Source organism: Amycolatopsis sp. EV170708-02-1, from assembly GCF_022479115.1.
GTDB lineage: Bacteria > Actinomycetota > Actinomycetes > Mycobacteriales > Pseudonocardiaceae > Amycolatopsis.
In genome coordinates this window covers 5,178,411-5,195,927 of the sequence record NZ_CP092497.1, presented here as the reverse complement: position 1 = coordinate 5,195,927, position 17,517 = coordinate 5,178,411, and the positions used below count along the sequence as shown (strand labels likewise).

The window sequence follows — 17,517 nt, the reverse complement described above, 5'->3', positions numbered from 1 at the left end:
AGGCTTCAGTCGCGGAGACGGCGGCCCTGAGCGTCGGTGCCGCCGTTCGCCAGCAGCACGATCCCGTCGACCATCGGCCAGACCACCCCGACGCCGCAGGTGACCAGCACGACCGCCAGCTGGCCGAGGGCGAGGCCGACGTGCCCGGTGTAGAACCGCCCGATCCCGAACGGCAGCACGATCTGCAGCACCCCGGCGGCGATCTTCGACTTCGGCGAGTAGGGCAGCACCGGGGCCGGCTGCTGATACACAGGCACGAAGGGCGGCGGGTCGAACCGCGGCGCCAGGTACTTCGGGTGCGGCGCGGGGAGGTCCTGGAACAGCGGCCGGAGCTCGCCGAGCGTCACGGCCTCGTACGCGGCGAGAACACGGCCTTCGTACTCGTCCGGGGTGAGCCTGCCCTGGCTGTAGTGGTCGCCGAGCAGCCGCGCGGCCTCTTCGCGTTCGGCGGTGCCGACGCGCATCTCCTCCGGGTCCGGTTGCTGGGACATGCTCCCAAGGTAGCCCGTTTCACACCCGCGGCGCGGTACGCGCGGCGAACCCCCGATCGGGTCGCGGTGGTCCTAGAGTGTCCGTGTGTCACGGGCCGGCGGTACCGGAGTCGCCCAGGTGGTCGCCGCTTACCTCGACCATCTGGTGGTCGAGCGCGGAACCGCGAGGAACACCCTCGACAGCTACTCGCGTGACCTGCGCCGGTACACCGCGTACCTCGGCGACGTCGACGTCGAGCGCTTCGCCGACGTCACCTCGGCGCACATCACCTCGTTCGGCGCGGCCCTGCGCGAGGGCGACGAAGAACATCGTCCGCTGGCCGCGTCCTCGGCGGCCCGCGCACTGGTCGCGGTGCGGGGGTTGCACAAGTTCGCGCACGCCGACGGCATCACCGAGCACGATCCGGCCCGCGAGGTCCGCCCGCCCGCCGCGGCCAAACGGCTGCCCAAGGCGCTTCCGGTGGGCGACGTGCTGAAACTGCTCGAAACCCCGCCACCCGAGGGCGAACGGCCGCTGCGGGACAGGGCGCTGCTGGAACTGCTCTACTCCACCGGCGCGCGGATCTCCGAGGCGGTCGGGCTCGACGTCGACGACATCGACGACGCCGAACGGACCGTGCTGCTCGACGGCAAGGGCGGCAAACAGCGCATCGTGCCCATCGGCCGTCCCGCGCTGGAAGCGGTGCACGCGTACCTCGTCCGCGCGCGGCCCACCCTCGCCACCCACGGCCGGGGGACACCCGCGATGTTCCTGAACGCCCGCGGCTCCAGGCTTTCCCGGCAGAGCGCGTGGCAGGTCCTCAAGGACACCGCGGAATCCGCCGGGATCACGGCGGGCGTTTCCCCGCACACGTTGCGCCACTCCTTCGCCACGCATCTGCTCGAAGGCGGCGCCGACGTCCGCGTCGTGCAGGAACTGCTCGGCCACGCTTCGGTGACCACCACCCAGGTGTACACGCTGGTCACGGTCAACACGCTCCGCGAGGTTTACGCGACAGCACATCCGCGCGCGCTCGGCTAATCACCCCGGTCGGTCCCGGCGTGCCTCGTTGGCTCGGCTCCCGGATCGCGCATAGGCTGCCGAGGATCCTGCCGAAGAGGAGCTTTCGCGCCATGTCGACACCGAACGAGCCGGCGAAGCCGTCCGCGTCCGCCGGTTCGGCCGCGGCGAGCCTCAGCCAGGTGACCATCGCAACCCCCGCCGAACACGACGGCGACGAACCGTCGGAGGACACGATCTCTTCCCGCGGCCGCAAGGCCAAGCGCGCCAAAGAAGCCAAGGACGCCAAGCAGCAAGAACGCGACAACGACGGCATCGGGCCCACCGGCCGTCCGTATCGCGAGATCCCCGACCCGCCGCCGCTGGACCGGCACGGCCCCGCACTGGTGATGGCCATGTGCAACCAGAAGGGCGGCGTCGGCAAGACCACCTCGACCATCAACCTCGGCGCGGCGCTGGCCGAATGCGGCCGCCGGGTGCTGCTGGTCGACTTCGATCCGCAGGGCGCGCTTTCGGTCGGCCTCGGCATTCAGCCGCACGAGCTGGACCAGACGGTCTACAACGTCATCATGGAGCGCTCGGTCAGCATCACCGACGTCATCCGGAAGACCCGGGTGGACGGCGTCGACCTGCTGCCGAGCAACATCGACCTGTCCGCGGCCGAGGTCCAGTTGGTCGCAGAGGTAGGACGCGAACACACTTTGTTACGGGTCCTTCGTCCGGTCATGAACGACTACGACTATGTTCTTGTCGACTGCCAGCCCTCGCTAGGCCTGCTGACGGTGAACGCACTGACCGCCGCGGACGGTGTGATCATCCCGCTGGAGTGCGAGTTCTTCAGTCTGCGAGGCGTAGCGCTCCTGATCGACACCATCGAGAAGGTGCAGGAACGCCTCAACCCCAAACTGGACATCACCGGGATTCTCGCCACCATGTACGACCCGAGAACCCTGCACTCGAAGGAGGTCATGGCGAGAGTGGTGGAGGCATTCGGCGACACCGTGTTCGACACGGTGATCAACCGCACCGTGCGGTTCCCCGAGACGACGGTCGCGGGCGAGCCGATCACGACCTGGGCTCCCAAATCGGCGGGCGCGGCGGCTTATCGCGCGCTGGCACGCGAGGTGATCGCTCGGTGAGCAGGCGAGCTTCCCTGCCCGGAGCGTCCGAACTTTTCAGGATCACCTCCAGCCCCGCCCTCGATCTGCCGCCCGCGCCCGAACAGCCCGCCCCGCGAAGGGGAACGGCAACGGGAACGGTTCCGGGAACGAGACGGGGCCCGCGCACAAGGAACAGCTGACCCGTGCCGCGCGCAGCGGGTCCGGGCGGACCAAGCACGACGCGAAGATCACCGTCTACGTCTCCGGCGACGAACTGCTGGCGATGGAGCAGGCCAGGCTGAACCTCCGGGCGAAGCACGGCCTCGTACTCGATCGCGGCAGGCTGGTCCGCGAGGCGGTGGCCGTGCTGCTGGCCGACTTCGACGCGGCGGGCGAGGACTCGGTCCTCGTCCAGCGCCTGCGGGCGGGCAGCGAGGACGGGAAAGAGACCGAGAACTGATGGACGACCCGGCCGCGGCTGCTCCCAGCGGCTCAGAGCCGGTCGAGCGGACAGAGGCAGACGAGACCCCCGCCGTGCACGAGACCGTGCACGGCGGGATGGTCCCCGAAGGACTGGCCAGTGAAGAGCTGAGCACGTCCAAGTTCAAGGTGCACCTGGAGAACTTCGAGGGCCCCTTCGATCTGCTGCTCCAGCTGATCTCGCAGCACCAGCTCGACGTCACCGAAGTCGCGTTGCACCGGGTCACGGACGATTTCATCGCCTACACCCGTGCGCTCGGCACGGAGTGGAACCTCGACGAGACGACCGAGTTCCTGGTCATCGCGGCGACCCTGCTCGACCTCAAGGCGGCGCGCCTGCTGCCCGCCGCCGAGGTGGAGAGCGAAGACGACCTCGCCCTGCTCGAAGCACGGGACCTGCTGTTCGCGCGCGTGCTGCAGTACCGGGCGTACAAGCAGGTCGCGGCGCTGTTCGGGGAGCTGGAGGCCGGCGCGCTGCGGCGCTATCCGCGCTCGGTCGCGCTCGAAGACCGGTTCATGGGTCTGCTTCCCGAGGTGATGCTCGGCGTCGACGTGGGGAAGTTCTCCGAGATCGCGGTCGCGGTCTTCAAACCGAAGCCGCCACCGCAGGTGTCGATCGCGCATATCCACATGGGCCGGGTCTCGGTGCGCGAACACGCCGCGCTGCTGCGGCTCAAGCTCGCGGAACGAGGCGAGGCGACCTTCGGCGAACTGGTCGAGGACTGCGAGCACACCGTCGAGATCGTGGCGAGGTTCCTCGCGCTGCTGGAGCTGTACCGGGAGTCCTCGGTCCAGTTCGAGCAGCTGGAGGCGCTCGCCGAACTGCACGTGCGCTGGACCGGCGGGTCCGTGGAGGAGGCGTCGGTGGCGGCCGAGCACGATCGCGCCGCCGCCGAGGACGAGGAGTACGGGTGACCCCGGAGAACACCGAAGAGACCGAATCGCCCGGGACCGGGGATGGGCCGAAGGCTCCCATCGCCGAGTCCGATGAGGCGAAGGACGCTTTCGTCGCGTCGGATGAGGTGAAGGACGCTTTCAGCCCGCCGGAGGCCTCGGAGCCGCCTGCCGACGAGCCGGGTGAGCCGGAGGCCGAAGCGGAGCCGCCCGCCGACGAGGGGCTCGTGGCGGCGGGCGACGGCGACTATCCCGACGTCACCTCCGACGAGGCGCTCGAAGCGGCGCTTGAGGCGTTGCTCCTGGTCGTCGACTCGCCGATCAGCGAGGAATCGCTCGCCGAGACGGTCGGGCAGCCGGTGTCGCGGGTGACCGTGGCGCTGCGCACGATGGCGCAGAAGTTCACCGAGCGGACCAGCGGAATCGACCTGCGCCGAGTCGGCGAAGGGTGGCGGTTCTACACTAGGGACGTCTATGCCCCGTTCGTGGAGAAGCTTCTGCTCGACGGCCAGCGTTCCAAGCTGACGCGAGCCGCACTGGAGAGCCTCGCCGTGATCGCCTATCGGCAGCCGGTGACCAGGGCCAGGGTCGCCGCCGTCCGAGGGGTGAACGTGGACGGGGTGATCAGGACGCTGCTGGCGCGCGGCCTGATCGAGGAGATGGGGACCGACCCCGAAACCACTGGCACGCTGTACGTGACGACCGAGCTGTTCCTGGAGCGACTGGGCCTGTCGTCCCTGGCCGACCTTCCGCCCATCGCTCCGTTGCTACCCGAAGTGGACACCATCGATGACATCTGACCCGCATCCCGACGGCATTCGGCTGCAGAAGGTCCTTTCCCAGGCGGGCGTCGCCTCGCGGCGCGCGGCCGAGGACCTGATCGTGCGCGGTCGCGTGAGCGTGGACGGCAAGGTGGTCACCGAACTCGGCCGCCGGGTCGATCCGGACAACTCCGTTATCCACGTCGACGGCACCCGCGTCCAGGTCCGCGAGGACCTCGTCTACCTCCTGCTGAACAAGCCCAAGGGCGTGCACAGCACGATGAACGACGACCGTGGCCGTCCGTGCGTCGGCGACTACCTGCGCGGCCGGTACGAGGAGACGCCCGGCATCGTGCACGTCGGCAGGCTCGACGAGAACACCGAAGGCCTCCTGCTCCTCACCAACGACGGCGACCTCGGCCACCGGCTGATGCACCCGTCGTTCCGCGTGCTGAAGACCTACTTCGCCGAGGTCGAGGGCATCGTCCCGCGCGGGCTCGGCAAGGAACTGCGGGCGGGTTTCGAACTGCCGGACGGCATCGTCAAGGTCGACCAGTTCCGCGTCAAGGACATGCTGGCCGGGCGCACCCAGATCGAGCTGGTCATCCACGAGGGTCGCAAGCACATCGTGCGGCGGCTGATGGCGGCCACCGGGCACCCGGTGCGCAAACTGGTCCGGACCGCGCTGGGCGACGTCCAGCTCGGCGCCCAGCGGTCGGGTTCGATCCGGCGGCTGAACCGCGGCGAGGTCGGCTCGCTGTACCGCGCCGTCGATCTGTAACCAAGACTTTCCGCTCTACTGCACGGGTGATCTCCGCGTTTAGCTCTCCCTGACGGGCTTTCAGCCGACGGGGAAGGGCTCAACCGTGAAAACAGTCGTGCTGGCAGGGATCTTGGCGGTCGCCGCGGCCGTGGTCGCGGCACCGCAGTCCGCGGCGAAACCGCGGGGCAGCGAACCGGTCTACGACTTCGCCCAGGCCGTCCGCGAGACGGCTTGGGTGGACATCGGGCTCGACGGCGACGGCGACGGCCGTTCGGACCGGGTCGCCGCCGACATCATCCGGCCGAAGGAACCGGCGGCGCGGGGCAAGAAGGTCCCGGTCATCATGGACGCGAGCCCGTACTACTCGTGCTGCGGTCGCGGCAACGAGAGCGAGCTCAAGACCTACGATTCGGCGGGCAGGCCGGTCGGGTTCCCGCTCTACTACGACAACTTCTTCGTGCCCCGTGGATACGCCGTGGTCCTGGTGGATCTGGCCGGTACCAACAAATCCCGCGGCTGCACCGACATCGGCGGCCCCTCGGACGTCAATTCGGCGCGCAAGGTCGTCGACTGGCTGAACGGCCGGGCCAACGGCTACACGACGGCGACCGGTCCGGCCAGGACGAACGCGACCTGGTCGACGGGCGCGGTCGGCATGATCGGGAAGTCCTACGACGGCACGGTGGCCAACGGCGTCGCCGCGACCGGTGTCGACGGGCTCAAGACCATCGTGCCGATCGGCGCCATCAGCTCCTGGTACGACTACTACCGCTCCGACGGCGCGAACCTGCGCCAGGGCAGCCCGGCGGGGCTCGCGCAGACCGTCTCGCGGCGCAACGGCGGGCAGGACTGCGGTGCGGCGAACCAGAAGCTCACCGCTGGTGCGACCTCGAACGGCGACTACAACGCGTTCTGGCTCGACCGGGACTACGTGCAGAGCGCTTCGAAGGTGAAGGCCAGCGTGCTCGCTTCGCACGGCCTCGGCGACCTCAACGTCAAGACCATCAACTTCGGGCAGTGGTGGGAAGCGCTGAACGTCGAGCGCAAGATCTGGCTGACGCAGGCCGGTCACGTCGACCCGTTCGACTACCGGCGCTCGGCTTGGGTCGACACCCTGCACAAGTGGTTCGACCACTACCTGCTCGGCGTCGACAACGGCATCGAGAAGACCCCCGGCGCGAGTGTGGAACGCGAGCCCGACGTCTGGGTGGACCAGCCGGCGTGGCCCGCGGGCAGCGCCGTCACCCTGCGCCCCGCGGCCGGCAGCACTCCGGGGGTCGGCACGCTCGGCACGACCGCGGGGACGGGCACCGTGTCGTTCACGGACTCGTCGGGTCAGTCCTCGAACGGCTGGGCCGCGAAGCCGACCGAGACTTCGAGCGGGCGCGTGCTGTTCAGCACCGGCGCGCTGGCGAAGGACCTTCACGTGTCCGGAACGGCGAAGGTGACTGTGACCGCGACGCCGTCGACGTCCACGGCCCGTCTTTCGGCGATCCTGGTGGACTACGGCCCGGCGACCATCCGGAACTACACGGGACCGAAGGAAGGCATCAAGAACGAGCTGACCCAGTCTTGCTGGGGTTCGAGCGCTTCCGGCAACGACGCCTGCTACCTGGACACGAGCACCGACGCGGTCTCGGTGGGGCTGAACATCATCAGCCGCGGCTGGGCGGATCTGGCCAACCACGGTTCGCTGAGCCAGGAATCGCCGCTGACACCGGGGCAGCCGTACACGATGACGTTCCGGCTGGCGAGCACGGACCACGTCGTCCCGCAGGGGCATCAGCTCGCGCTGATCATCGGCGGGACGGACGGCTCGTTCATCTCGGGGCCGGCGCAGTACCCGAAGATCACGGTGGATCTGGGCAAGACCTCGCTGGCGCTGCCCGTCGCGGGCTCGGGTCCGGCGGCGGTTCCGGCTCCGCTTCCGGCGGCGCCGGCGCAGATCGCTCCCGCCACCGTTTCGGGGCTTGAGCGCGGCTAGGACTTGGCGCTGAACCTCGTGTCGTCCGTCTGATCACGCGAGTTACGCCCCCAATCACGCGAGTTACGCCTTCGAGCACGCGAGCTCGGCGTGCGGGAACGGCGAACTCGCGTGATCAGACGCGTAACTCGCGTGCTTGGAGGCGTAACTCGCGGGTGGGCGGGTCAGCCGGTCTGCGAGGCCGGGCTTTTGGAACCGAAGGGCCTCCGCTGCAGAGCGCGGGCGACCGGTTCCACGATCCGCGCGGCCGTCGGGCCGAGGATCGCCATCAGGAGCACGTACGCCGTCGCGAGTGCCGCGAGTTCGCCGGTCACCGCGCCCGCCGCCACCGCCAGCCCGGCGATGACGATCGAGAACTCGCCTCGTGCGACCAAGGCGGCCCCGGCACGGGCCCGGCCCATCTTCCCGATGCCCTGTCTCCGCGCGGCCCACCATCCGGTGCCGACCTTCGTGAGCGTGGTCGCGACCGCCAGCACGACCGCCCAGCCGAGCACGGGCGGGATCGAGGCGGGGTTGGTGTTGAGCCCGAACACGACGAAGAACACGGCCGCGAAGAGATCCCGCAGCGGTTCGAGCATGTGCGTCGCGTTCTCCGCCGTCGAACCCGAGATCGCGATGCCGAGCAGGAACGCGCCGACCGCGGCCGAAACCTGCATCGCCGAAGCCAGGCCGGCGACCAGCAGGGCCGCGCCGAGGACCTTGAGGAGGAACACCTCGCGGTCCGGGCTGTCCACCGCCGCGGAGACGTACCGGCCGAACTTCAGCGCGATCACGAGGACCACGGTGATGACCATCAGCGAGATCCCGACGGCCTTCAGTCCGCCGAGGAAGCTCACCCCGCCGAGCACCGCGGTGAGGATCGGCAGGTACAGCGCCATCACCAGGTCCTCGAACACCAGGATCGACAGCACCACCGGGGTTTCCCGGTTACCGAGCCGGCCGAGGTCGCCGAGCACCTTCGCGATGATCCCGGACGACGAGATGTAGGTGACGCCCGCCATCACGATCGCGCCGATCGGTCCCCAGCCGAGGATGAGCGCGACGATCGCGCCGGGCGCGGCGTTGAGCACGATGTCCACGAGACCCGCCACCCACGAGCGTTTCAGTCCGGTGAACAGCTCGGCCGCGGAGTACTCCAGGCCCAGCAGGAGCAGCAGCAGGACGACACCGATCTCGCTGGCGAGATGGGTGAAGTCGCCGATGTCGCCGAGCGGGATGAACCCGCCCTGCCCGAAGCACAGGCCACCGATCAGGTACAGCGGGATCGGGGACATCCCGATCTTCCCGGCGAGGCGTCCCAACGCGCCCAGCCCGAAGAAGACCGCCCCGAGTTCGATCAAGGACAGTGCGGTGTGATCCATCCGCGATCAGCCGTACTTCAAGATCTTGACGGCGGCCTCGAGACCTTCGGAGGTGCCGACCGCGACGAGCACGTCGCCCGCGGTGAGGTTGAAATCCGGGTTGGGGGAGGGGTGGACCTGACCGGCCCGCATCACCGCGACCACCGAGACGCTCGTCCGCGTGCGCATGGCGGTGTCGCCCAGCGTCCGCCCGTCGAACGGCGACGACGCCTTGATCGGCAGCTGCTTGGTGTTGATGCCGGGCAGGTCGCGGTGCTCTTCGGTGAGCTGGGCGACCAGCTGGGGCGCGCCGAGCAGGTTCGCCAGCGCGCCCGCCTCGTCGGTGGTGAGCGGAAGTGACGCCAGGCAGGCGTCGGGATCGTCCGTTTTGGACACGATCAGCTCGACGTGTCCATCGCGATGGGTCACCACACCGACACGACGGCCGTTGCGGGTGGCGAAGTCCTTACGGACGCCTATTCCGGGGAGCGGGGTCACTTCGACGTTCACGTGAACAACAGTAACTCACTGTCCGTTTCGCGCCGGTCGGATCAGGAACAACGCCGAGATCACGACCATGAGGACGCACGTCGCGCCGTGAATGCCGAGCGCGGCGCCCACGGATCCGTTGTGGGTCAACACGATCAGCATGTCGCCGAACGGGATGAACGCCAGCGCGAGCATCGCCCAGCCCAGCGCGCGGGCGTTCCGGAACAGGATCAGCGCGAGCACCACGAGCGCCGTGCCGATGTCCCGGACACCCTTGACCGCGAGGATCGGGTCGCCATCGGACGGCATCACCGGCAGCCCGAAGCCGCCCGTCTGGGTCGCCGGGAAGAACACGTAACCGCTCCCGAAGTAGAGGACGAAGAGCACGAGGGCGGCGGACAGGACATAAGCGATCTTGATGCGGGTCATGGTCTCCGACTCCAAAAGCTAGCAGTGCTAGGAACGAGACCGAGGCTAGCGCTAGCGCTGCTAGCTTGTCTAGCGGTGCTAGCATATTCGTATGGTCACGAACCCCCGGCGCGAGCGGGACCGCTCGCAACGCGAACAGCTGATCGTCACCACCGCTCGCGAGATCGCCGAAGAGGAAGGCTGGGACGCGGTCACGACCCGGCGGCTGGCGGCGAAGATCGAGTACAGCCAGCCCGTGCTCTACAGCCATTTCTCCGGCAAGGGGGCGATCATGGCGGCCGCGGCGCTCGAAGGGTGCACCGAAATGGCCGCCCATATGCGGAAAGGAGCCGTGGCGGCGGAGGACGCGCGGGACGCCCTGCTGCGGCTCGCCGGGAACTACTTCGACTTCGCCGACCGCAAACCCGCGCTCTACGACGCGATCTTCACCCTCGCCAGTGAACTGAGCTTCGCCAGCCCGGACAGCCCGGCACCGTTGAAGGACGCGTTCGGCGCCCTGCTCGAAGTCGTGGGCCCGGTCGCCGGCCGATACGACCCCGCCCTCTACACCGAGACCTTCTGGGCCGCCCTCCACGGCCTGGTCACCCTCGAACGCAGCCGCCGGCTCCCGGCGGACGCGCGCGCGGAACGCATCGGCATGCTCGTCGACCGGTTCGCCGTGGGCGGCTGAGGCGTGCCGCGCGCCACCAGGCAGAATGGACGTCGATCAGATGAGCGACGGATGAGCTGAGGAGTGTTTCGGTGGCGGGAGCCCTGCGTGGTGTGGTCGCGATGGACGGCCCGTCCGGAACCGGGAAATCCACGGTTTCGCGGAAGCTCGCGACGAAGCTCGGCGCCGGTTACCTCGACACCGGCGCGATGTACCGCATGGTCACCCTCGCCGTCCTGCGCGCCGGAACCGACCTGACCGACCCGGACGCGATCGCCGACGTCGCCCGGAAGGCCGAATTCGGCATCGGGACCAGCCCGGACGAAGCGACTGTCACGCTGGCGGGTGAAGACGTCTCCGCCGAGATCCGCGGCGCGGACGTCACCACCGCGGTGTCGCCGGTTTCGGCCGTCCCCGCGGTCCGTGAACTGCTGGTCGCCCGGCAGCGCGAGATCATCGCCGAGGCGCTCGGCCGGGTCGGCGGCATCGTGGTCGAAGGCCGCGACATCGGCACCGTCGTCTCGCCGGACGCCCCGCTCAAGATCTTCCTCACCGCGTCGGCCGAGGTCCGCGCCGCACGTCGTAGCGCGCAGGACTCCGCCGCCGGCCGGGAGTCCACCGTGGATGTCGCCAAGGCGGCGGTGGAACGGCGTGACCGCCTCGATTCCACGCGGGCGGCTTCGCCCTTGCGCGCGGCCGAGGACGCCGTCGAGGTCGACACTTCGGCGCTCAACATCGACCAGGTGATCGTCGCGCTGGCGGAACTGGCCCTGCACCGCGGCCTTCTCGAAGGCTGCCCCGCCGAGGCGACGAGGTGACCGCGCGGGGGCTTCCCGAGGGCGCGAGCGGCCCGATCCACACGTTCGGCCGCGGCATCGCGAAGTTCATCGTCCGGCCCGCCTTCCGGGTGCGGGTGCACGGCGCCGAGCGGGTCCCGGCGTCGGGTCCGGTGGTGTTCATCGCCAACCACAGCTCGATGGTGGAACCGCAGCTGCTCTTCGGAATGTTGCCGAGGCGCACGGCGTTCCTGGTCAAGGAGGAACTCTTCCGGGGGTTCGTCGGCTGGTTCTTCCCGAAACTGGGCCAGATCCCGGTGAAACGGGGGGCGGTGGACCGCAAGCCGCTGATGGCGGCGGTCAAGGTGCTCGAGGACGGCGGTGCGGTCGGGATCTTCCCCGAAGGCACCCGCGGCCTCGGTGACGCCGAAAACTTCGAGCGCGGCGCGGCCTTCCTGGTCCGCGCCGGGAACGCGACCGTGGTTCCGGTCGCCACTCGGGGGACGTACAAACCCGCCGGCGCCAAACGGCGTTGGCGGCCACGCGTCGACATCATGGTCGGCGAACCTTTCACTCCCGCGATCGGGAAGGGAAGGACAGGGCTGGAGGAGGGAACCGAGCGGCTTCGCATCGCGCTCGCGGACCTCGTGAAGGCACTGGACGAATGGCGCTTGGAGCACGGGCTCCGAGACACGCGACAGGATTGAGTACATGACAGAGCTAGACGGAGTCGGCGAGATCGACGGCTCCTGGTCCGACGAATCCGAATTCACCGCGCTCGACGCGCAGATCGCCGCGGGCGAGGCCGAGGAGGAGGCACAGCTCGCGCAGCCGGTCCTCGCCGTCGTCGGCAGGCCGAACGTGGGCAAGTCGACCCTGGTCAACCGCATCCTCGGCCGCCGCGAGGCGGTCGTGCAGGACGTCCCCGGGGTGACCAGGGACCGCGTCGCCTACGACGCGTTCTGGGCGGGCCGCCGGTTCACGCTGGTGGACACGGGTGGCTGGGAGCCGGACGCGACCGGGCTGCAGGCCTCCGTCGCCGCGCAGGCCGAGATGGCGATGGCCACCGCCGACGCGGTGCTGCTGGTCATCGACGCCAGTGTCGGCGCCACGGCGACCGACGAGGCCGTTTCCAAGGTTTTGCGCCGCTCGAAGAAGCCGGTGCTGCTCGCCGCCAACAAGGTCGACGACGACCGCCTGCTCGCCGACACCGCGTCGCTGTGGTCGCTCGGCCTCGGCGAGCCGTACCCGGTCAGCGCGCTGCACGGGCGCAGCTCGGGCGACCTGCTCGACGCCATCGTCAAGGCGCTGCCGTCGATGCCGCGTGACGGCGACCGCGCCACCACCGGCCCGCGCCGCGTCGCGCTGGTCGGCAAGCCGAACGTGGGCAAGTCCAGCCTGCTGAACAAGCTGTCCGGTGAGGAGCGGTCCGTCGTGGACTCGGTCGCCGGTACCACCGTCGACCCGGTCGACTCGCTGGTCGAGCTGGACGGCGAGACCTGGCGGTTCGTCGACACGGCCGGTCTGCGCAAGCGGGTCAACTCGGCCAACGGCGCGGAGTACTACGCCTCGCTGCGGACCAAGACCGCGATCGACGCGGCCGAGGTCGCGATCGTGCTGCTGGACGCGGCCGAGCCGCTTTCGGAGCAGGACCTGCGGGTGCTGACGATGGTCGTCGAGGCGGGCCGCGCGTGCGTGCTCGCCTTCAACAAGTGGGACCTCGTCGACGAGGACCGCCGCCACGCCATGGTCCGTGAGCTGGACCGCGGCCTCGTGCGGGTGCCGTGGGCGGACAAGGTCAACATCTCGGCGCTCACCGGCCGGTCGGTGCGCAAGCTCGCGCCCGCGCTGCGGACCGCGCTGAAGTCGTGGGACCAGCGAGTCCCCACCGGCCAGCTCAACGGCTGGCTGGCCGACCTCATCGCCGCGACCCCGCCGCCGGTGCGCGGTGGCAAGCAGCCGAAGGTGCTGTTCGCGACCCAGGCGGGTATCCGGCCGCCGACGCTGGTCCTGTTCACCACCGGTTTCCTGGAGGCGGGCTACCGGCGGTTCATCGAACGGAAGTTCCGTGAGCGGTTCGGTTTCGAAGGCAGCCCCGTTCGGGTGAATGTCCGGGTGCGGGAAAAGAAGCAAAGGCCCAAGGCGGGCGGAAAAGCCGCCGGAAAGTCTGCGGGTAAACCGAAAGCGCGTTGATTTCTCACGATGTAGGTGGGTATTTCACTGGATGGACACGCCGATGACCTCGGGTTTCGGCGTGTCCACCGGTGAGTTTCGACACTCTGCCGAGACCCTCCCGAGATATGTCGTTCACCTGCGGTAAAGTCGATGGTCTGCTAGCGGGCGCCTCATTCGGAGAGCGAGCCCGAATGAACGCACTTCGCGAAAGGTGTGTGATGGGCTTGCGCGCCCATGGTTATGCCCTGCCCGTGGTGATGAGCCGATGACACTGACCGCCGACTCCCGGCCGATCGCCTGTGTCGCCGATGTCACCGTCGCTCCCTCGCCCGCCCCCGTCGCCGACCGTGCCCTGTTCTGGTCCGGGCTCGGCGCCGGTGAGCGCACCCTGATCGACATCCTCGCCGAGACCGCCGCCCGCCACCCCAACGCGGGCGCGATCGACGACGGCGAGACCACGCTGTCCTACCGCAAGCTCGTCGAGGAGATCGACGCCTACGGCCGCAAGCTGACCGCCAACGGCGTCGGCGTCGGCGACCGGGTCGGGGTCCGGATCTCCTCCGGCACCGCGGAGCTCTACGTCGCGATCCTCGCGATCCTGTCCGTCGGCGCCGCGTACGTGCCGGTGGACGCGGACGACCCGGAGGAGCGCGCCGAGCTGGTCTTCGGCGAGGCCGCCGTCGCCGCCGTCGTCACCGATGGCGGCGCGATCACCGTCGTCGGCTCGCCGAGCGGCGTCGAGGGCTCGCCCGCGCCGACCGACGACGCCTGGATCATCTTCACCTCCGGTTCGACCGGCAAGCCGAAGGGCGTCGCGGTCTCGCACGCCTCGGCCGCCGCCTTCGTCGACGCCGAAGCGCAGTTGTTCCTCACCGAGGAGCCGATCGGCCCCGGAGACCGCGTGCTCGCCGGGCTCTCCGTCGCGTTCGACGCGTCGTGTGAAGAGATGTGGCTCGCCTGGCGCCACGGCGCCTGCCTGGTCCCGGCTCCGCGTTCGCTCGTGCGCACCGGCGTCGATCTCGGCCCGTGGCTGGTCGCCCAGGGCATCACCGTCGTGTCGACCGTGCCGACGCTGGCCGCGCTGTGGCCCGCCGACGCGCTGGAAGACGTCCGCCTGCTGATCTTCGGCGGCGAGGCCTGCCCGCCGGAGCTGGCCGAACGCGTCGCCGTCGAAGGCCGCGAAGTCTGGAACACCTACGGCCCGACCGAGGCCACCGTCGTCGCCTGCGCCGCGCAGATGACCGGCGAGGGTCCGGTCCGCATCGGCCTGCCGCTGGTGGGCTGGCAGCTCGCAGTCGTGAACGAGGCAGGCGAGCCGGTCGCGATGGGGGAGACCGGCGAGCTGGTCATCGGCGGCGTCGGCCTGGCCCGCTACCTGGACCCGGAGAAGGACGCCGAGAAGTTCGCGCCGCTGCCCTCGCTGGGCTGGCGCCGCGCGTACCGCAGCGGTGACATGGTCCGCGCCGAAGCCGAGGGGCTGCTGTTCCTCGGGCGCCTCGACGAGCAGGTCAAGCTCGGCGGCCGCCGGATCGAACTCGGCGAAGTCGACGCCGCGCTCCAGGCGCTGCCCGGTGTGCAGGGCGCCGCCGCCGCGGTCCGCCGCACCAAGGCCGGCAACCAGGTCCTCGTCGGGTACGTCGTGCCCGCCGAGGGTGTCGAGTTCGACCACGACGAGGCCGCGACCCGGCTGCGCGAGCAGCTGCCGGCCGCGCTCGTCCCGCTGCTGGCCCTGATCGACGACCTGCCGACCCGCACCTCCGGCAAGGTCGACCGCAACGCGCTGCCCTGGCCGCTGTCCACTGTGGACGCCGCCAAATCGGGTCTGTCGCCGACGGAGAGCTGGCTCGCCGAAGGCTGGGCGGAGATCCTGGGCGTCTCGGTCGAGAACCCGAAGGCCGACTTCTTCACCAACGGCGGCGGAAGCCTGACCGCCGCCCAGCTGATCGCGCGGATCCGCACCAGGCACCCGCAGGTGTCGGTGAGCGACATCTACGCCAACCCGAAGCTCGGCGCGCTCGCGTCGATGCTGGACGCGTTGAGCGGCGAGAAGACCGAACGCCGCGACATCGCGCCCACCCCGCGCAAGGCCGGGATCATCCAGTCGCTGCTGATGATCCCGCTGATGGGCCTGGTCGGCCTGCGCTGGACGACGATCGCCGCGACACTGTCGAACGTGCTGTCGCTGGCCGGTTTCGCCTGGGCGCCGACGCTGAACTGGGCGTGGATCGCGGCCGCGTGGATCGTGCTGTTCAGCCCGGCCGGGCGGATCGCGATCTCGGCGACCGGCTCCCGGCTGCTGCTGCGAGGGGTCCGCCCTGGCAGCTACCCGCGTGGCGGGAGTGTCCACTTGCGACTGTGGACCGCCGAGAAGCTCGCCGAGTTCAGCGGCGCGGACAGCGTCGCGGGCGCGTCCTGGATGACGACGTACGCCAAGGCCCTCGGCGCGCGGATCGCGAAGGACGTCGACCTGCATTCCCCGCCGCCGGTCACCGGCATGCTGAAGCTCGGCCGCGGCGCCGCCGTCGAACCCGAGGTCGACCTGACCGGGCACTGGGTGGACGGCGACCTCGTGCACATCGGCAAGATCCGGATCGGCGCCGACGCGCGGATCGGCGCGCGCAGCACGCTGTTCCCCGGCGCGCGGATCGGCAAGGGCGCGGAGATCGCGGCCGGGTCGACCGTGCGCGGCAACGTGCCCGCCGGGCAGCGCTGGGCCGGTGCCCCCGCCGCCCGTGCCACCAAGGACTCGCTGAAGTGGCCGTCGAGCCGCCCGCCGCGTTCGCGCTTCTGGGCGTCGGTCTACGGCGCGACCTCGGTCGCTCTCGGTCTTCTGCCCGCCGTCGCCGCCCTGCCCGCCGTCGCCGTGCTGGGTTACGCGATCGCCGGTGCCTCGTCCCTGGGCGCCGCACTCGGCCAGGCGCTGCTGTTCACGCCGCTCGCGACCGTCGCGTACTTCCTGACGTACGCCCTGCTCGTCCTCGTCGGTGTCCGTTCGCTGAGCATCGGCATGGTCGAGGGCTACCACCCCGTGCACGGCCGCGTCGCGTGGCAGGTCTGGGCGACCGAGCGGCTGATGGGCATGGCGCGTGAAGGGCTGTTCCCCTTGTACGCCAGCCTGTTCACCCCGGTGTGGCTCCGGATGCTCGGGGCGAAGGTCGGCCGCAACGTCGAGGCGTCCACCGTGCTCGCGCTGCCGAAGATGACCCAGGTGGACAGTGGCGCGTTCCTCGCGGACGACACCATGGTCGCCACCTACGAGCTCGGCCACGGCTGGCTGCACGTCGCCCCGGCGCGGATCGGCAAGCAGGCGTTCCTCGGCAACTCGGGGATGGCCGCGCCGGGCCGTTCGGTGCCGAAACGCGGTCTGGTCGGGGTGCTGTCGTCGGCCCCGCTCAAGGCGAAGAAGGGCTCGTCGTACCTCGGGATGCCGCCGCTGCCGGTCCGCCGGTCGGTCGGCGAGGCCGACACGAGCCGCACGTACACCCCGCCGCTGCGGCTGAAGGCGGCGCGTGCGCTCGTCGAACTGTGCCGCATCGTGCCGGTGATGTGCGGTGTCGCGCTGACCGTGCTGGTGGCCGCCGGGATCTTCGCGCTCGCGTCGTCCTTCGGTTTCCTGGTCGCGGTGCTGCTCGGCGGGCCGCTGCTGCTCGCCGCCGGTGCCGTCGCCGCGCTGACCGCCACCGCGATGAAGTGGCTGCTCGTCGGCCGGTTCCGTGCGGTCGACCATCCGCTGTGGAGCTCGTTCGTCTGGCGCAACGAACTCGCCGACACCTTCGTCGAGGCGCTCGCCGTCCCGTGGCTGATCGGCTCGCTCGGCGGCACACCGCTGCTTCCGGCGTGGCTGCGGACCATGGGCGTCAAGATCGGCCGTGGTGTGTGGCTGGAGACGTACTGGCTGCCCGAGTCGGACCTGGTGCGCCTCGGTGACGGCGCGACGATCAACCGCGGCTGTGTCGTGCAGACGCACCTGTTCCACGATCGGATCATGACGATGTCGCCGGTGACCCTGGACGAGGGAGCGACGCTCGGGCCGCACGGTATCGTGCTGCCTGGCGCGAGCATCGGCGCGCGGACGACCGTCGGACCGGGCTCCCTGGTGACCCGGGGCGACGCGGTACCCGCCGACTCGCGCTGGCTGGGTAATCCCATCTCGGCCTGGACGAAGTAGGGAAGCGAGGGTCTTCGC

15 protein-coding genes and 1 pseudogene are annotated in these 17,517 nt (G+C 70.0%); 12 read left to right on the top strand and 4 right to left on the bottom strand.

Annotation, left to right across the window (positions count from 1 at the left end; translation table 11 throughout):
• Positions 1-5: 5 nt before the first annotated feature.
• Positions 6-491 carry a DUF1707 domain-containing protein gene (locus MJQ72_RS23570; RefSeq protein ID WP_240593127.1) on the bottom strand — a complete coding sequence of 162 codons (486 nt, stop codon included), beginning with the start codon at positions 489-491 and terminating at the stop codon, positions 6-8.
• A 118-nt stretch (positions 492-609) separates the two neighbouring features.
• On the opposite strand from MJQ72_RS23570, the gene xerD reads away from it, so the two are divergent.
• From xerD to MJQ72_RS23535, 7 genes and pseudogenes are all read left to right on the top strand, one after another.
• Positions 610-1,512, top strand: a complete 903-nt coding sequence (gene xerD / locus MJQ72_RS23565; protein ID WP_240601402.1) for a site-specific tyrosine recombinase XerD — start codon at positions 610-612, stop codon at positions 1,510-1,512.
• A gap of 92 nt (positions 1,513-1,604) precedes the next feature.
• Entirely contained in the window at positions 1,605-2,630 is a 1,026-nt protein-coding gene (locus MJQ72_RS23560; RefSeq protein ID WP_016335360.1) for a ParA family protein, read from the top strand.
• Positions 2,627-3,051, top strand: a pseudogene (locus MJQ72_RS23555) (cobyrinic acid a,c-diamide synthase). Before MJQ72_RS23560 ends, MJQ72_RS23555 begins: the two are co-directional and overlap by 4 nt.
• Positions 3,051-3,986 (top strand): ScpA family protein, encoded by a 936-nt coding sequence (locus MJQ72_RS23550; protein ID WP_240593126.1) that lies wholly within the window; start codon positions 3,051-3,053, stop codon positions 3,984-3,986. The pseudogene MJQ72_RS23555 and the gene MJQ72_RS23550 overlap by 1 nt, the downstream one beginning before the upstream one ends.
• On the top strand, positions 3,983-4,765 hold the full coding sequence (scpB, locus tag MJQ72_RS23545) for an SMC-Scp complex subunit ScpB (protein ID WP_240593125.1): 783 nt from the start codon (positions 3,983-3,985) through the stop codon (positions 4,763-4,765). The genes MJQ72_RS23550 and scpB overlap by 4 nt, the downstream gene beginning before the upstream one ends.
• Positions 4,755-5,507: a pseudouridine synthase gene (locus tag MJQ72_RS23540; protein ID WP_007035528.1), complete on the top strand. Its 753-nt coding sequence runs from the start codon at positions 4,755-4,757 to the stop codon at positions 5,505-5,507. Before scpB ends, MJQ72_RS23540 begins: the two co-directional genes overlap by 11 nt.
• Before the next feature lie 97 nt (positions 5,508-5,604).
• On the top strand, positions 5,605-7,473 hold the full coding sequence (locus tag MJQ72_RS23535) for a Xaa-Pro dipeptidyl-peptidase (protein WP_240601401.1): 1,869 nt from the start codon (positions 5,605-5,607) through the stop codon (positions 7,471-7,473).
• 164 nt (positions 7,474-7,637) lie between these two features.
• Here the strand turns inward: MJQ72_RS23535 and MJQ72_RS23530 are convergent, their stop codons facing one another.
• The 3 genes from MJQ72_RS23530 to MJQ72_RS23520 are packed head-to-tail and all read right to left on the bottom strand — an operon-like array spanning position 7,638 to position 9,731.
• Positions 7,638-8,834 carry a cation:proton antiporter gene (locus MJQ72_RS23530; RefSeq protein ID WP_240593124.1) on the bottom strand — a complete coding sequence of 399 codons (1,197 nt, stop codon included), beginning with the start codon at positions 8,832-8,834 and terminating at the stop codon, positions 7,638-7,640.
• A 6-nt stretch (positions 8,835-8,840) separates the two neighbouring features.
• Positions 8,841-9,323 (bottom strand): cation:proton antiporter regulatory subunit, encoded by a 483-nt coding sequence (locus MJQ72_RS23525; protein ID WP_063272281.1) that lies wholly within the window; start codon positions 9,321-9,323, stop codon positions 8,841-8,843.
• A gap of 15 nt (positions 9,324-9,338) precedes the next feature.
• On the bottom strand, positions 9,339-9,731 hold the full coding sequence (locus tag MJQ72_RS23520) for a DUF4267 domain-containing protein (protein ID WP_240593123.1): 393 nt from the start codon (positions 9,729-9,731) through the stop codon (positions 9,339-9,341).
• A gap of 91 nt (positions 9,732-9,822) precedes the next feature.
• Between MJQ72_RS23520 and MJQ72_RS23515 the strand changes: the two genes are divergently transcribed.
• The 5 genes from MJQ72_RS23515 (at position 9,823) to MJQ72_RS23495 (ending at position 17,499) form a co-directional block, all read left to right on the top strand.
• Positions 9,823-10,401 carry a TetR/AcrR family transcriptional regulator gene (locus tag MJQ72_RS23515; protein WP_240593122.1) on the top strand — a complete coding sequence of 193 codons (579 nt, stop codon included), beginning with the start codon at positions 9,823-9,825 and terminating at the stop codon, positions 10,399-10,401.
• Positions 10,402-10,493: 92 nt separating this feature from the next.
• Entirely contained in the window at positions 10,494-11,198 is a 705-nt protein-coding gene (gene cmk / locus MJQ72_RS23510) for a (d)CMP kinase (protein ID WP_240601400.1), read from the top strand.
• A complete protein-coding gene (locus MJQ72_RS23505; RefSeq protein ID WP_240593121.1) occupies positions 11,195-11,863 on the top strand; it encodes a 1-acyl-sn-glycerol-3-phosphate acyltransferase in 669 nt (222 codons plus the stop codon). Before cmk ends, MJQ72_RS23505 begins: the two co-directional genes overlap by 4 nt.
• 4 nt (positions 11,864-11,867) lie before the next feature.
• A complete protein-coding gene (gene der, locus MJQ72_RS23500) occupies positions 11,868-13,349 on the top strand; it encodes a ribosome biogenesis GTPase Der (RefSeq protein ID WP_240593120.1) in 1,482 nt (493 codons plus the stop codon).
• 247 nt (positions 13,350-13,596) lie between these two features.
• Positions 13,597-17,499 carry a Pls/PosA family non-ribosomal peptide synthetase gene (locus MJQ72_RS23495; RefSeq protein ID WP_240593119.1) on the top strand — a complete coding sequence of 1,301 codons (3,903 nt, stop codon included), beginning with the start codon at positions 13,597-13,599 and terminating at the stop codon, positions 17,497-17,499.
• Positions 17,500-17,517: the final 18 nt, after the last annotated feature.

What these genes read in the sequence shown, in the direction of transcription:
- MJQ72_RS23570 (WP_240593127.1), bottom strand. Translation starts at nt 491, where the DNA reads ATGTCCCAGCAACCGGACCCGGAGGAGATGCGCGTCGGCACCGCCGAA.
- MJQ72_RS23560 (WP_016335360.1), top strand. Translation starts at nt 1,605, where the DNA reads ATGTCGACACCGAACGAGCCGGCGAAGCCGTCCGCGTCCGCCGGTTCG.
- MJQ72_RS23550 (WP_240593126.1), top strand. Translation starts at nt 3,051, where the DNA reads ATGGACGACCCGGCCGCGGCTGCTCCCAGCGGCTCAGAGCCGGTCGAG.
- MJQ72_RS23540 (WP_007035528.1), top strand. Translation starts at nt 4,755, where the DNA reads ATGACATCTGACCCGCATCCCGACGGCATTCGGCTGCAGAAGGTCCTT.
- MJQ72_RS23530 (WP_240593124.1), bottom strand. Translation starts at nt 8,834, where the DNA reads ATGGATCACACCGCACTGTCCTTGATCGAACTCGGGGCGGTCTTCTTC.
- MJQ72_RS23520 (WP_240593123.1), bottom strand. Translation starts at nt 9,731, where the DNA reads ATGACCCGCATCAAGATCGCTTATGTCCTGTCCGCCGCCCTCGTGCTC.
- MJQ72_RS23515 (WP_240593122.1), top strand. Translation starts at nt 9,823, where the DNA reads ATGGTCACGAACCCCCGGCGCGAGCGGGACCGCTCGCAACGCGAACAG.
- der (WP_240593120.1), top strand. Translation starts at nt 11,868, where the DNA reads ATGACAGAGCTAGACGGAGTCGGCGAGATCGACGGCTCCTGGTCCGAC.
- MJQ72_RS23495 (WP_240593119.1), top strand. Translation starts at nt 13,597, where the DNA reads ATGACACTGACCGCCGACTCCCGGCCGATCGCCTGTGTCGCCGATGTC.